This is a genomic window from Pseudooceanicola nanhaiensis DSM 18065 (assembly GCF_000688295.1).
GTDB lineage: Bacteria > Pseudomonadota > Alphaproteobacteria > Rhodobacterales > Rhodobacteraceae > Pseudooceanicola > Pseudooceanicola nanhaiensis.
The window spans coordinates 1,330,188-1,343,753 of record NZ_JHZF01000011.1; the positions used below are offsets into that span (position 1 = coordinate 1,330,188).

Genomic DNA, 13,566 nt, shown 5'->3' on the forward strand with positions numbered 1-13,566 from the left:
AGCATAGAGAAGCGCGGCGCGGGCCTCCAGCCCTGCCGGGCAGGATCGGGCGCGTCAGATCAGGCGGACAAGCCCGCCGAGCCCGTTGGTGAGCATGAGCGAGACCTTGATGCCCCAGGGATCGCGGATCACGTAGGCGGTGCCGCGGACCCCGGTGTTGCACGAGATCGGGATGCGCTGCGCGCGCGTCGCGTCCGGTTCGACGCGGAGGGTGCCGGTGCAGACCCCCTCGCCGCCCGCGATCCGCAGCGTGTAGCCGCCCGAACGGGTGCGGACGAGCTGCCCGTTGACCGGCGACGCGCCGACCTTGCCGGTGCCGGCATAGGCCGCGGCGGAGCTGTCGGGCAGGGCCGGACGGGCGGCGAGATAGGGGCGGATCGCGGCCTCGGCGCCCTCGGTCTGGACGCGCAGGCAGGCCGCCCCCTCGCCGATCAGCGCGCCCTCGTCGGTGTAGAGCAGGAAGCAGCCGTTGGGATAGCGCAGCACGATCTCTCCCTCCGCGCGGCGGCTCGCCACGGGGCGGAGCGCCTCGGCGGTGCCCGCCACGGCCAGGATGCCGGGCCCTGGGGCGGCGGGCGCGGGCCCGGCCGGGGCCGGCATCCCGCCGGCGAGGGCGGCCCCGGCCGCGAGGAACAGGACGACGGCACCGCAGAGGCCGCGCAGGCGGGAGGGGGAGAGTGGCATCGGAAGCTCCTTCGGCTATCCCGGGACGAGATAGCGCGGCGCGGGCATTCGTCACATGCCGCCGCGCCGGCCGCGCCCGCGCCGCCCGCGCGCTTGCCCTGCCCCGGCCGCGCGGCTAAACCGCGCCAAACGACGGAAGGGCGATCCATGAACATCCTGATCCTCGGCGGCGGCGGCCGCGAGCATGCGCTGGCCTGGGCCACGATGCAGAACCCGAAATGCGACAAGCTGATCGTCGCGCCGGGCAATGCGGGGATCGCCGCCATCGCGGAATGTGCCCGGCTCGACATCCTCGATGGCACCGCGGTGACGGAATTCGCGGGCGACAACGCCATCGACCTCGTGATCGTCGGGCCCGAGGCGCCGCTTGCCGCGGGCGTGGCCGACGATCTGCGCGCCGCGGGGATCCTCGTCTTCGGCCCATCGAAGGCGGCCGCGCGGCTCGAGGCCTCCAAGGCCTTCACCAAGGAAATCTGCGATGCCGCGGGCGCCCCAACGGCCGCCTATGCCCGCTTCACCGACGCCGCCGCCGCCCGCGCCCATGTGGAGCGCGAGGGCGCGCCCATCGTCATCAAGGCCGACGGTCTGGCCGCCGGCAAGGGCGTGATCGTCGCGATGGACCTCGAGACCGCGCTCGCGGCCGTGGACGACATGTTCTCGGGCGAATTCGGCGCGGCCGGGGCCGAGGTGGTGATCGAGGCGTTCATGACCGGCGAGGAGGCCTCGTTCTTCGTGCTCTGCGACGGCGAGACGGCGCTGCCGATCGGCACGGCGCAGGACCACAAGCGCGCCTTCGACGGCGATGCGGGGCCGAATACCGGCGGCATGGGGGCCTATTCCCCTGCCCCGGTGCTTTCGGACGAGGTCGCCGCGAAGACGATGGAGCGGATCGTGAAGCCGACGCTGGCCGAGATGGTCCGCCGCGGGACGCCCTACCAGGGGGTGCTCTACGTCGGGCTGATGATCGAGGACGGAGAGCCCCGGCTGGTCGAATACAACGTCCGCTTCGGCGATCCCGAATGCCAGGTGCTGATGCTGCGCCTCGGGGCCCAGGCGCTCGATCTCATCCACGCGGCGGCCGAAGGGCGGCTTGCGGAGATGAAGGTGAACTGGGCCGAGGACCACGCGATCACCGTGGTGATGGCGGCCGAAGGCTATCCCGGCGCCTACGAGAAGGGCACCGAGATCCGGGGGCTGGACGAGCTGGTCGAAAGCTCGTTCGAGATGTGCTTCCACGCCGGCACCATCGCCGACAAGGGCCGGATCCTGGCCAGCGGCGGGCGCGTGCTGAACGCCACCGCCCGCGGCCCCAGCCTTTCCGAGGCGCGCGAGAGGGCCTATGCGATGATCGACGCGATCGACTGGCCCGAGGGGTTCTGCCGCCGCGACATCGGCTGGCGGGTGCTGGGCGGCTGACGGGCCGGCCCGCGCACCGGGCCTTTCCCCGCGGGAGGATCCGTGTTCAATGGATCCGATGGATGCCTCGGACCTGATAACCGCCTTCGTCGCGCTCTTCGTGATCATCGACCCGATCGGGCTCACGCCGCTCTTCGCGGCGCTGACCCAGGGCGATCCGCAGAGCCACCGCCGCGCGGTCGGGATCCGTGCCTGCCTCGTCGCGCTCTTCATCCTGTCGCTCTTCACCATCTTCGGCGAGGCGGTGCTGGGGTTCGTCGGCATCTCGATGCCGGCCTTCCGGATCGCGGGCGGGATCCTCCTGTTCCTCACCGCGCTCGACATGCTGTTCGAACGCCGCACCAAGCGGCGCGAGGACAAGGCCGACGAGGAGGAGGACGGCGACGACCCTTCGGTCTTTCCGCTCGCCATTCCCCTGATCGCGGGGCCCGGTGCGATCGCGACGGTGATCCTGCTGGCGGGCCGCGATCCCGGGCTGCCGGGGATCCTCAGCACCATCGGCGTCACCGTGGCGGTCCTGCTGGTGGTCTTCGCGCTCTTCCTGACCGCGGGCCTGCTGGAGCGGCTGCTCGGCCGGGTCGGCATCAACGTGGTGACACGGCTGCTCGGGATGTTGCTTGCGGCGCTGTCGGTGCAGTTCGTGCTGGACGGGCTGCGGGCCTTCGGAATGGCCGACTGACACCTCGCCGCCGCCGCCCGGCCCTCCTATATGAAGGGCAACGGGAGGGATGCGATGACATCTTACGACTTCGGCAGCCTCGTCTACCTCGTGCTGCTCGGCGCGGCGATCGGCGGCTACACGATCGTGCGCTACCGCGGACGGATGGGGGTGATGCTCCAGCACGCGGCGCTCTGGGCGCTGATCTTTCTGGGCGTGGTGGCGGCCATCGGGCTCTGGGGCGACATCCGCCGCACCATCGCGCCGGTGCAGCGCGTGCAGAACGGCGTGATCGAGGTGCCGAGGTCGCCCGACGGGCATTACTATGTCACGGCCGAGGTCAACGGCGCGCCGCTCAGGATGATCGTGGACACCGGGGCGACCGATCTGGTGCTCAGCCACGAGGATGCCGAAGCGGCAGGGATCGACCTGTCCGGCCTGACCTATTTCGGGCAGGCCGCCACCGCGAACGGCACGGTCCGGATCGCGCCGGTGCGGCTCGACAGCATCAGCCTCGGGCCGGTGACCGACCGGAACTTCCGCGCCTTCGTCAGTGAGGGGAAGATGCCCGGCTCGCTGATGGGCATGGCCTATCTGCAGAATTTCTCGAAGATCGAGATCGAGAATGGCGCGCTCGTGCTGACGCGGTAGGCCGGCGAAACGGCATGGGCTCGGGTCCGGTCATCCGCCCAGGGCGGGCTGCACCTGCCCCGGGTCAGGCTTTTCGGTCAGGAGATGCAGGCCGGGATCGCGCCCGGCCCCGCCTCACGCCCCCAGCCCGAGCCGTTTCAGCCGGTTCTCGCGGAGCCGCGCGAAATCGTCGCCGGCGTGGTAGGAGGACCGCGTGAGCGGCGTGGCCGAGACCATCAGGAAGCCCTTGCCATAGGCCGCCTTCTCGTAGCCCGCGAATTCCTCGGGCGTCACGAAGGCCGCAACCGCGTGGTGCTTCGGCGTCGGCTGGAGGTACTGGCCGATGGTCAGGAAATCGATGTCGGCCGCGCGCATGTCGTCCATCACCTGCACGACCTGCTGACGCTCCTCGCCCAGCCCCACCATGATGCCCGACTTGGTGAACATCGAGGGGTCGAGCTCCTTCACCCGCTGCAGCAGCCGCAGCGAATGGAAATACCGCGCCCCCGGCCGCACCTCGGGATAAAGGCCCGGCACGGTCTCGAGGTTGTGGTTGAAGACGTCCGGCTTCGCCTCGACGACCTTCTCCAGCGCCTCCGGCCCGCAGCGGATGAAATCCGGCGTCAGGATCTCGATCGTGGTGCCCGGCGCGCGGTGACGGATCGCGCGGATGGTCTGGGCGAAGTGCTCCGCCCCGCCGTCATCGATGTCGTCGCGGTCGACCGAGGTGATGACCACGTGGTTCAGCCCCAGCTTCGCCACCGCGTCCGCGACCCGGCCCGGTTCGAACACGTCGAGCGCCTCGGGCGGCTTGCCGGTGGCGATGTTGCAGAAGGTGCAGGCCCGGGTGCAGACCTCGCCCATGATCATCATGGTGGCGTGGCCCTGGCTCCAGCATTCGCCGACGTTCGGGCAGCCGGCCTCTTCGCACACGGTCGAGAGGCGATGCTCGCGCATGATCTCGCGGGTGTCGAAATACCCCTTCGACGTCGGCGCCTTCACCCGGATCCACGAGGGTTTCTTGGGCTGGGCATTGTCCGGCCGATGAGCCTTCTCGGGATGCCGTTGCTCGGGTATCTTGAGGTCGCGCATTGTCCGCCTCCGGTGCCGTGTCCGTCTGCGTTTAACATAGGCGGGGCGCAACACAAGCGCCACCCGGTCAGGGCGGCCTTGCCCGGCATGCAGGTCTCGCACCCGCCGCGGGGCGGCCGCTCAGACCCCCGCGACCACGGGAACCTCGGCGCGGCAGCCCTGCACGATCCCGTCCCCCGCCTCGGCCAGAACCCCGGCGAGCGTCTCGAACCAGCCGTCGTCGCGGCTGCCCGAGCGCCGGACGAGGCCGATCTGCCGGGCCGGTTCGGGGGTGGCGAAGCGCATCACCGACAGCCCCGGCGCCGCCATCCGTTCGACCGACAGCGCGATCTCGGGCAGGAGCGTCAGGCCGAATCCCGCCGCCACCAGTCGCGACAGGGTGCTGAGCGACGAGGCGCCCATGTTGATCTGGGCATGCCCCCGCCCCCGGCCGCAGACCTCGAGCGCCTGGTCCGTCAGGCAATGCCCGTCCTCGAGCAGGAGAAGCTGGCCCGGTTCGATCTCGGTGGGCCGCAGCGCCTCGCTCCGTTCGCCCAGCGAGGCGAGGCGCGCGGCGGTGCCGGCCAGCAGGAAGCGGTCCTCGAACAGCGGCGCGGCCACCAGCCCCTTCCCCTCGGCGGGCAGGGCCATGAGGGCGGCATCGATCCGGCCCGAAGCCAGTTCGCCCAGCAACCGGTGCGTCTTGCCCTCGCTCACCTGCACGTCGAGCGACAGGTCGCGCGCGCGCAGCGCCGCCAGCGCGCCGGGCAGGATGTAGGGCGCGACGGTCGGGATGATCCCCAGCGAGAGCCGCCCGGCGAGGCCCTCGCGCCAGCGCGCCTCCTCCTCCATCTGGGCGACGCCGGACAGGATCGCCTCGGCATGGACCAGCATGCGCCGTCCGAAGGGCGTCAGCAGCGCCCGGCGCGGCTGGCGTTCGATCAGCGGCGCGCCGAGGGTCAGCTCGAGCTCGCGAATCTGGGCCGAGAGCGCGGGCTGCGAGACATGTACCGTCTCGGCGGCGCGGCCGAAGTTCTGCTGTTCGGCCAGCGCCTTGAAGTAGGTGAGTTGCCGGAAGGTGACTGCCATAGGCGCAGATTATCGGAAACGGGCGCCTCCGCAAGCTGTCGCTATCGCTGCTGCCCGGCGCCCCCGGTCAGCCGATCATCCCGCCCGCATCGCCCAGCTCGTCGTAATGCCGCCGCAGCCGCTGGAGCGCGATGCGCAGCACGATCTTGCCGGAGCGCGCGGACCAGCCCAGCGTCTGCTCGGCGGTCTCGAGCCCCTGCTGGTAGCAGCAGCAGCGCAGCACCACGTCGCCCAGCCCCGGCCCGAGATCGCGCAGCGCGCCGGCCACCCGGTCGCGCGCCGCCTCGGCGCCGCGCGCATGCCCGGGCGCAGCGGTGGTCGCGGTGCCGGCGGTCAGGAACCCGTCCCAGTTCTGCGCCGTCCGCCCGCCCATCTGGGCCAGCTCGAAATCCTCCGCGAGCCGTTCGCCCGCCCGCACCAGCGCATCGTCCAGGAAGGGCTGCCCGTTCCGGTCCCGCCGCCGTGAGAGCATGGCGAGCGGCGTGTCGGGGGCGCCGTAGCGGATGCGGCGGCGGTCGGCGGCCGCATCGTCCTCCTCGTCGTCGCGGGAGCCGCAGAGCGCATCGCTGACATGCACGAAGCCGGCGGCGTCCTCGGCCATGCCGGGACCGCGGCCTGCCCCGCCCTCGGCCTGGACCAGAAGGCGGTTCAGCTCGGCCCGGCCCGCGGCGGTGATCGCGTAGCGCGAGACGCGGCCCGGCGCCGCGCAATGGATCCAGTCCTTCAGCGCCATCGCCTGCGCCACCGACCGGTCCAGCACGGCGAGCCGTTCGACCGTTCCGGCGGCCGTATCGCGCACCACGACGGCCTTCTCCATGTCCGGCGCGACCGCCAGCACTGCCCCCGGCTCGCAGAGCCGGCGCAGCACGCGCCGCGCCTCGCGCCTGAGTTCCGCAGCGTTCGGCAGGGTGCCGTCGTCCACCGGTTGTTGCAGGGTCATCGCTTCTGGCTCCTCATCGCTGTGACGGGCGCGGCGGAACGCGGTCCGGCCGAGGCCCCGCAGGGCCTCGTCCACCAGAAGATCGTCGCGCAGGTTCTCCACGCGCCTGATCTGTCGCAGGACAGTCGAGGCATGGCAGCCGCTCATCCGAGCGAGCGCGCGGATCGACCGGCCCTCCTCGGTATGGGCGAGATAGCGTATCGCGGCGTCCGGCACCCAGGACGGCACCGTCCCGGACCCCGGATTGGCCGAGGCATTACCCGGCATGTTCAATGGTCCTTTTCCCCCGGCCGTTGTCCGGCCCGTGTTTTTATCCCCAGAAGCCTATACAGCCTATGCGGGAACAAGTTTCTCAAACGTTAACAGTTAACGCTTTGAGACATCATTGTTCTCAAAAGATAAACTTCTCCAAACGCAGCGTGCGCCGCCAGGCGTCTCGCGCAACACCCACAGGCTGTGTGCCATCTTCCGGGCGGGCTCCGATGCGGGGCCGAAACGGAGGATCACATGCAGGATGTGCTGACACGGCTGGCCGCGCTGCGGCGCCCGACGCTGCTGATGCAGGCGGCGCGGATCGGAGCCCCGGAGTACCGGCGCGACCGGCGGCTGCGCCGCTATTTCGGGATCGGACCCCTGCCCGGCCCGGCAGAGGCGCTGGTCCGCCTGATCGAGATCGAGAGCTGGCAGGACGAAGGCCGGCGCGCGGGCGACGCGGGCTATTCCCCCGCCCGCCATGTCGATACGATGATCGCCGTGCTGGGCGAGGCCGCGCTGCTCATGGAAACGCGGGCGCCGGTGCGGGCGCCCGCGTTGGATCGGTCCTAGGCCGCCTCAGACGAAGGCGTCGGGCATCTCGGCCTTGCGGCGGGCGACATAGGCCGCCAGCGCCTCGGCGACGCCCGGGTCCATCTCGGGCTGGGTGTAATTGCCCAGAAGCTTGTCGACGCGCGCCGAGGCCAGCATCTGGGTATCCCGCGCGCCCTCTTCCTCCCAGGTCTCGAAGGGCTTGTAATCCAGCACCTCGGTCCGCCAGAAGGCCTGCTTGAAGTTCGCCTGGGTGTGCGCGCAGCCAAGGTAGTGGCCGCCGGGCCCCACCTCGCGCAGGGCGTCCATCGCCTGCGCGTTCTCGTCGTTCGCCACGCCCTCGGCCATCTTGTGCAGCGCGCCCAGCTGGTCCGCGTCCATCACGAACTTCTCGAAGGAGGACACGAGCCCCCCCTCCAGCCAGCCGCAGGCATGGAGCATGAAGTTCACGCCCCCCAGAAGCGCCGCGTTCAGCGTGTTGGCGGTTTCATAGGCCGCCTGCGCGTCGGGCAGTTTCGACCCGCAGAGCCCGCCGCCCGAGCGGAAGGGCAGGTTCAGACGCCGGGCGAGCTGGCCCGCGCCGTAGAGGATCTGCGAAGCCTCGGGCGTGCCGAAGGTGGGCGCGCCGGAGTTCATGTCGATCGAGGTCACGAAGGCGCCGAAGATCACCGGCGCGCCCTTCCGGACGAGCTGGGAATAGGCCACGCCCGCCAGCACCTCGGCCAGCACCTGCGTCAAGGTCCCGGTGACCGAGACCGGCGCCATCGCGCCGCCGACGATGAAGGGCGAGATGATCGCGGCCTGCATGTTGGCGGCATAGACCTCAAGGGCGCCCATCATCGTGTCGTCGAAGGTCAGCGGCGAGTTGATGTTGACCAGCGAGGTCATCACCGTGTTCTCGGCCACGAAGCCCTCGCCGAAGAGGATCTTGCACATGTCGACCGAATCCTGCGCCCGGGCCGGTTCGGTGACGGATCCCATGAAGGGCTTGTCCGACAGGGTCATGTGCGCCAGCAGCATGTCGAGGTGGCGCTTGTTCACCGGCACGTCGGTCGGTTCGCAGACCGTCCCGCCGGAATGGTGCAGCCATTTCGACATGTAGCCGAGCTTCACGAATTTCTCGAAATCCGTCATCGTCGCGTAACGGCGGGAGCTGCCTTCGCGCACGAAGGGCGGCCCGTAGACCGGAGCGAGGACAAGGGACTTGCCGCCGATCTCGACCGATTTCTCGGGATTACGGGCATGCTGGGTGAATTTCGACGGCGCCGTCTTGCAGAGCTCGCGGGCCAGGCCGCGGGGAATGCGGACCCGTTCGCCCGTCACCTCGGCCCCGGCCTCGCGCCAGCGGTCCAGCGCGGCGGGGTTGTTCACGAAATTGACCCCGATCTCCTCCAGCACCGTCTCGGCGTTGTGCTCGATGATCTGGAGCGTCTCCTCGTTCAGAAGCTCCATGTTGGGAATGTTGCGCTCGATGAAGCGCGCGGTCTCGATCCGCATCGTGGTGCGTTCGGCCCGGCGTGCGGCCCCGCCGCCGCCCCGTGTCCTGCGCCGTTCGACTGCCTCGTTCATGCATCCGCCCTTTCCGCATGGGGCCGAAACGCAATCGGCCCGTTGGCGAGTGTCATAGCGGGTCGGCAGGAGCCGGTTGGGCCCGTTTGCGCCACCCTGCAAGCAAAAGCGACATCGCCCCCACGACAGCGCCCCTAGGACAGCGCCTTGCCGAGCCGCGGCAGCCGCGCCTTCTTCATCAGGCCGCGCATCGTCCAGGGCTCGCCCGACAGGCGCCTTGCTTCGTCCAGGACGGCGGTTGCGACCTTCTCCACCGGCGCGGGATGCGCCTGCAGGAAGCCCAGCAGGAAATTGTCCGGGTCAGCGCGGGAGAGCCCCTCGTCGCCAAGGATGTTCTGCGGAAAATCCTTCGCATTCATCGTCACGATGACATCCGCGTGCCCCACGACCGCCGCTGCCAGCACATGGATGTCGGCCGGGTCCGGCAGCCAGAATCGCGCCTCCTGCCCGGGCTGGAGCCGGACCGAGGCACGCGGAAAGGCCGCCTCGGCCATCGCGATCTCGCCCCGCGCCAGCGCCTCGCCGCCCGGGCCCAGCCTGGCCGCCGCCAGCGCCCATTCCTCGAGGATTCGCGCCGACCAGAGCGGCTCGAAAAGCCCCTCGCGCGCGACGCCCAGGAGCATCTCGCGCATCACCGTCGGGTAGATGACGCAGGCGTCGAGCAGCGCCCTCATAGCCGGTAGAACAGCGCCTTGAGATAGCCGCTCTCGGCCAGCTGCGGGTGCATCGGGTGGTCCGGCCCGGCAAAGCCCGTGTGGATCAGCGTGCCCCGCCGCCCCGCCCGGCCGATTCCCCGGGTCGAGGCCTGGCGGAACTTCGACAGATCCGCCGCGTGCGAGCAGGAGCAGAGGCCGAGATACCCGCCCTCGCGCACCAGCGCCGACGCCCGTTGCGCCACCCGTTCATACGCCCGCAGCCCCGCCTCGAGCGCCTGTTTGGACGGCGCGAAGGCGGGCGGGTCGCAGATCACCACGTCGAAGGTCTCGCCCTCTTCGGCGAGCTTCGTCATCACGTCGAAGGCATCGCCCTTCCGCACCGAGAATCGCTCCGAGACGCCCTGCGCCTCCGCCCCCTGCGCCGCGAGGTCGAGCGCCGGTTGCGAGCCGTCCACGCAGAGCGCGCTTTCCGCCCCCGCCGCAAGCGCCGCCAGCCCGAAGCCGCCGACATGGGAGAAGACGTCGAGCACGCGCGCGCCCGCGACCAGCCGCTGCGCGAAGGCATGGTTCGGGCGCTGGTCGTAGAACAGCCCGGTCTTCTGTCCGCCGGTCAGGTCGGCCATGTAGGTCGCCCCGTTCATCGGCACCGCCACCGGCGTCTCGGGTGCTGCGCCCGTCAGAACCGCGTCCTGATCGTCGAGCCCTTCCAGACCCCGCGCCCGCCCGCTCGCGCTCTTCAGCACATTGGCGCAGCCCGTCACCTCGACCAGCGCCGCGACCATCTCGTCCAGCAGGACCTCGGCCCAAGCGGCGTTCGGCTGCACCACGCAGGTGTCGCCGAACCGGTCGATCACCACGCCAGGCAGGCCGTCCGCCTCGGCATGGATCAGCCGGTAGAAGGGCGCATCGAAGAGCCGCTCGCGCAGGCCGAGCGCCTTGCCGATCCGCTCCGCGAACCACGCCGTGTCAGGCGCGCCCGCATCGGCGCGGTCGAGCACGCGGGCGAAGATCCGCGAGTTCGGGTTCACTCCGACGAGGGCCAGCGGCTGGCGCTCCTCGTCCTCCAGCACGGCCACCGACCCCGGCGCGATGTTCTTCGTGCGGCGGTCGGTGACCACCTCGTTGTCATAGACCCAGGGCGCACCGTGGCGGATGGCGCGGGCGTTGGCCTTTGGTTTCAGGCGGATCACGGGAAGGTCGGTGCTCATGCCCCCCTCTACTCCGCTTTCCATGGGCTTGGAAGGCCCGGCGCGCCGCCTTGCCTCGCCCCCGCCGCAGGACTAGCTTTCCTGCATGGCCAGGCGACGGGGTCCCGACGGATGACCGGGAACGGGCCCGGCTGGACCGCACGGGGATGCGCTCCGGCGATGTCGAGAACGGAGGGCCGGTCGGCGAATGGATCACCCACGACAGGACCGGCGTTCCCTGCAAGGTCAGCACCCGCACGCCGGAACAGACCTGAAACCGGCCCGGCGGCCGGGCCGCGCCGCGTGCGTTGTTATCGCTAACACCGCCTGATAGGATGCGGCCAAGGAACAGGAGAGACGCCATGAGCCTCAACCCGACCATCGCCGCCGTCACCGAGCGGATCGTCGAGCGCTCGCGCCCGACGCGGGACCCCTACCTCGCCCGGCTGCGCGCCGCTGCCGACAAGGGCCCAACCCGCGCGCACCTGAGCTGCGGCGGACAGGCCCATGCCTACGCCGGCCTGCCGCAGGACCAGGAGGCGCTGGCCAGGGGCCGCGCGCCGAATATCGGGATCGTGACGGCCTACAACGACATGCTCTCCGCGCATCAGCCGTTCGAACGCTTCCCCGGCATCATCCGCGATGCGGCCCGGGCGCAGGGCGCCACCGCGCAGGTCGCGGGCGGCGTGCCCGCCATGTGCGACGGGGTCACGCAGGGCGAGCCGGGCATGGAGCTCTCGCTCTTCTCCCGCGACGTGATCGCCATGGCCGCGGGGATCGCGCTCTCGCACAATTGCTACGACGCGGCGCTCTATCTGGGCGTCTGCGACAAGATCGTGCCGGGGCTGGTGATGGCGGCCGCGACCTTCGGCCATATCCCCGCGATCTTCCTGCCCGCGGGGCCGATGCCGTCGGGTCTGCCCAACGACGAGAAGGCCCGCGTCCGCCAGCTCTTCGCCGCCGGAGAGATCGGCCGCGCCGAGCTGATGGAGGCCGAGATGGCCTCCTACCATTCCCCCGGCACCTGCACCTTCTACGGCACCGCGAATTCGAACCAGATGCTGATGGAGTTCATGGGGCTGCACCTGCCGGGTGCCTCCTTCGTGAACCCGAACACGCCGCTCCGCGACGCGCTGACCGTCGCGGGGACCGAGCGCGCGCTTGAGATCACCGCGCTCGGCAACGACTACCGCCCGGCGGGCGAGGTGCTGGACGAGAAGGCCTTCGTGAACGGCATGGTCGGGCTGATGGCGACGGGGGGCTCCACGAACCTCGTCCTGCACATGCCGGCGATGGCGCGGGCCGCGGGCATCCAGCTCGCCACCGAGGATTTCGACGAGATCTCCCAGGCCACGCCGCAGCTGGCGAAGGTCTACCCGAACGGCCTCGCCGACGTGAACCATTTCCACGCGGCGGGGGGCCTCGGCTACCTGATCGGGGAACTGCTCTCGGCGGGTCTCCTCCATGACGACGTCAAGACCGTGGCGGGCGACGGCCTGCACCGCTACACCGAGGAGCCCTTCGTCGAGGGCGGCCGCGTGACCTGGAAACCCGGCGCCGGCGTCTCCCAGAACGACAAGATCGTGCGCCCCGCCACCGATCCCTTCCAGGCAACCGGCGGGCTCAAGCGCCTGCGGGGCAATCTCGGCGACGGGATCATGAAGGTCTCGGCCGTGAAGCCCGACTACCACGTGATCGAGGCCCCCTGCCGCATCTTCGAGGACCAGGCGTCCGTGAAGGCCGCCTTCAAGGCGGGAGAGTTCACCTCGGACACCGTCGTCGTCGTCCGCTTCCAGGGCCCGAAGGCCAACGGCATGCCCGAGCTCCATTCGCTCACGCCCACGCTGGCGGTGCTGCTCGACCGCGGCATCCGCGTGGCGCTGGTGACGGACGGTCGCATGTCGGGCGCCAGCGGAAAGGTCCCCGCCTGCATCCACGTCGCCCCCGAGGCGGCGGACGGCGGCCCGCTGGCGAAGCTGCGGGACGGCGACATCGTCCGCGTCGATGCGGTCGAGGGCACGCTCACCACGCCCGTCGATCTGGAGACCCGCGAGGCGCGCCTGCCCGATCTTTCCGCCAACGGTTTCGGCATCGGCCGCGAGCTTTTCGAGAATTTCCGCCGCTACGCCGGCCCCGCCACCGCGGGCGCCTCGAACGTGGTCTGACCCCCCTTCATCTTTCCAGAAATACTCCCGCCGGAGGCATCCACCCCATGACACCCGACACCGCCAGCACGGAAACCGAGCGCCTCTGCCGCCTCGCCCCGGTGATCCCGGTCATCACCATCCACGACGCGAAGGATGCGAAACCCCTCGCCGAGGCGCTGGTCGCGGGCGGGCTTCCGGTGCTCGAGGTCACGCTCCGCACCGGGGCCGCGCTGGACGCGATCCGCGCCATGGCGGGCGTCGCGGGCGGATACGTGGGCGTGGGCTCCCTCCTGACGCCGGAGCAGGTGAGCCAGGCGGTTGCGGCGGGGGCCACCTTCGGGGTCTCGCCCGGGGCGACCGACAGGCTGCTGACCGCGGCGGAACAGGCCGGGCTGCCGATGCTGCCGGGTGCCGCGACCGCGTCCGAGGCGATGGCGCTCCTGGAACGCGGCTACCGGGTGCAGAAATTCTTCCCGGCCGAGGCCTCGGGCGGGGCAAGGGCGATCAAGGGCATCGGCGCGCCGATCCCCGGCATCCTCTTCTGCCCGACGGGCGGCGTCACGCCCGGGAACGCCGGCGAGTACCTCGCGCTCGACAACATCGCCTGTGTCGGCGGGTCCTGGGTCTGCCCGGAAAAGCTGATCGCGGCGGGCGACTGGAGGGCGATCGAGGATCTCGCGCGGGAGGCGGCGGCGCTGTGACCCCCCGGGTCGGG

Annotated in this window: 13 protein-coding genes; 6 read left to right on the plus strand and 7 right to left on the minus strand. The window is 70.7% G+C overall.

All coding sequences use genetic code 11. The annotated features are described in order from the left end of the window. Positions 1–54: 54 nt before the first annotated feature. Positions 55–684, minus strand: coding sequence for a hypothetical protein (locus tag Q344_RS25050; RefSeq protein WP_028286145.1), 630 nt, complete (start codon positions 682–684; stop codon positions 55–57). 147 nt (positions 685–831) lie between these two features. On the opposite strand from Q344_RS25050, the gene purD reads away from it, so the two are divergent. Genes purD through Q344_RS0107515 form a run of 3 tightly spaced genes read left to right on the plus strand, consistent with a single transcriptional unit; the run spans position 832 to position 3,409 of the window. Next, a complete protein-coding gene (gene purD, locus Q344_RS0107505) occupies positions 832–2,100 on the plus strand; it encodes a phosphoribosylamine--glycine ligase (protein ID WP_028286146.1) in 1,269 nt (422 codons plus the stop codon). Between the two features lie 58 nt (positions 2,101–2,158). Next, positions 2,159–2,779: a MarC family protein gene (locus Q344_RS0107510; RefSeq protein WP_028286147.1), complete on the plus strand. Its 621-nt coding sequence runs from the start codon at positions 2,159–2,161 to the stop codon at positions 2,777–2,779. Positions 2,780–2,833: 54 nt separating this feature from the next. Then, positions 2,834–3,409 (plus strand): retropepsin-like aspartic protease family protein, encoded by a 576-nt coding sequence (locus Q344_RS0107515; RefSeq protein ID WP_028286148.1) that lies wholly within the window; start codon positions 2,834–2,836, stop codon positions 3,407–3,409. A gap of 114 nt (positions 3,410–3,523) precedes the next feature. Here Q344_RS0107515 and lipA read toward each other — a convergent pair whose 3' ends face one another. From lipA to Q344_RS0107530, 3 genes are all read right to left on the minus strand, one after another. Continuing rightward, entirely contained in the window at positions 3,524–4,480 is a 957-nt protein-coding gene (gene lipA / locus Q344_RS0107520) for a lipoyl synthase (protein ID WP_028286149.1), read from the minus strand. 120 nt (positions 4,481–4,600) lie between these two features. Next, positions 4,601–5,548 (minus strand): hydrogen peroxide-inducible genes activator, encoded by a 948-nt coding sequence (locus Q344_RS23370; protein ID WP_036538452.1) that lies wholly within the window; start codon positions 5,546–5,548, stop codon positions 4,601–4,603. Between the two features lie 67 nt (positions 5,549–5,615). Continuing rightward, positions 5,616–6,755 carry a DUF6456 domain-containing protein gene (locus Q344_RS0107530; RefSeq protein WP_028286150.1) on the minus strand — a complete coding sequence of 380 codons (1,140 nt, stop codon included), beginning with the start codon at positions 6,753–6,755 and terminating at the stop codon, positions 5,616–5,618. Between the two features lie 240 nt (positions 6,756–6,995). Here Q344_RS0107530 and Q344_RS0107535 point away from each other — a divergent pair, with 240 nt between their 5' ends. After that, on the plus strand, positions 6,996–7,313 hold the full coding sequence (locus Q344_RS0107535) for a DUF6477 family protein (RefSeq protein WP_028286151.1): 318 nt from the start codon (positions 6,996–6,998) through the stop codon (positions 7,311–7,313). A gap of 6 nt (positions 7,314–7,319) precedes the next feature. On the opposite strand, the gene Q344_RS0107540 is transcribed toward Q344_RS0107535, so the two are convergent. From Q344_RS0107540 to Q344_RS0107550, 3 genes are all read right to left on the minus strand, one after another. Next, positions 7,320–8,861, minus strand: coding sequence for a trimethylamine methyltransferase family protein (locus tag Q344_RS0107540; protein WP_028286152.1), 1,542 nt, complete (start codon positions 8,859–8,861; stop codon positions 7,320–7,322). A 134-nt stretch (positions 8,862–8,995) separates the two neighbouring features. After that, the gene (locus Q344_RS0107545; protein WP_028286153.1) at positions 8,996–9,535 is read right to left on the minus strand and encodes an RSP_2648 family PIN domain-containing protein; all 540 of its coding nucleotides are present in this window, start codon (positions 9,533–9,535) and stop codon (positions 8,996–8,998) included. Continuing rightward, positions 9,532–10,725, minus strand: a complete 1,194-nt coding sequence (locus Q344_RS0107550) for an RSP_2647 family RNA methyltransferase (protein WP_028286154.1) — start codon at positions 10,723–10,725, stop codon at positions 9,532–9,534. Before Q344_RS0107550 ends, Q344_RS0107545 begins: the two co-directional genes overlap by 4 nt. 341 nt (positions 10,726–11,066) lie before the next feature. Between Q344_RS0107550 and edd the strand changes: the two genes are divergently transcribed. Together edd and eda are read left to right on the plus strand one after the other, a co-directional pair. Beyond that, positions 11,067–12,869 (plus strand): phosphogluconate dehydratase, encoded by a 1,803-nt coding sequence (gene edd, locus Q344_RS0107560; RefSeq protein WP_028286155.1) that lies wholly within the window; start codon positions 11,067–11,069, stop codon positions 12,867–12,869. A 47-nt stretch (positions 12,870–12,916) separates the two neighbouring features. Beyond that, on the plus strand, positions 12,917–13,552 hold the full coding sequence (gene eda, locus Q344_RS0107565; protein WP_028286156.1) for a bifunctional 4-hydroxy-2-oxoglutarate aldolase/2-dehydro-3-deoxy-phosphogluconate aldolase: 636 nt from the start codon (positions 12,917–12,919) through the stop codon (positions 13,550–13,552). The last annotated feature ends 14 nt before the right edge of the window (positions 13,553–13,566 follow it).

Coding starts and splice junctions, on each gene's coding strand:
- Q344_RS0107540 (WP_028286152.1), bottom strand. CDS start 8,861: ATGAACGAGGCAGTCGAACGGCGCAGGACACGGGGCGGCGGCGGGGCC.
- Q344_RS0107535 (WP_028286151.1), top strand. CDS start 6,996: ATGCAGGATGTGCTGACACGGCTGGCCGCGCTGCGGCGCCCGACGCTG.
- eda (WP_028286156.1), top strand. CDS start 12,917: ATGACACCCGACACCGCCAGCACGGAAACCGAGCGCCTCTGCCGCCTC.
- purD (WP_028286146.1), top strand. CDS start 832: ATGAACATCCTGATCCTCGGCGGCGGCGGCCGCGAGCATGCGCTGGCC.
- lipA (WP_028286149.1), bottom strand. CDS start 4,480: ATGCGCGACCTCAAGATACCCGAGCAACGGCATCCCGAGAAGGCTCAT.
- Q344_RS0107545 (WP_028286153.1), bottom strand. CDS start 9,535: ATGAGGGCGCTGCTCGACGCCTGCGTCATCTACCCGACGGTGATGCGC.
- Q344_RS0107515 (WP_028286148.1), top strand. CDS start 2,834: ATGACATCTTACGACTTCGGCAGCCTCGTCTACCTCGTGCTGCTCGGC.
- Q344_RS23370 (WP_036538452.1), bottom strand. CDS start 5,548: ATGGCAGTCACCTTCCGGCAACTCACCTACTTCAAGGCGCTGGCCGAA.
- Q344_RS0107530 (WP_028286150.1), bottom strand. CDS start 6,755: ATGCCGGGTAATGCCTCGGCCAATCCGGGGTCCGGGACGGTGCCGTCC.
- Q344_RS25050 (WP_028286145.1), bottom strand. CDS start 684: ATGCCACTCTCCCCCTCCCGCCTGCGCGGCCTCTGCGGTGCCGTCGTC.
- edd (WP_028286155.1), top strand. CDS start 11,067: ATGAGCCTCAACCCGACCATCGCCGCCGTCACCGAGCGGATCGTCGAG.
- Q344_RS0107550 (WP_028286154.1), bottom strand. CDS start 10,725: ATGAGCACCGACCTTCCCGTGATCCGCCTGAAACCAAAGGCCAACGCC.
- Q344_RS0107510 (WP_028286147.1), top strand. CDS start 2,159: ATGGATGCCTCGGACCTGATAACCGCCTTCGTCGCGCTCTTCGTGATC.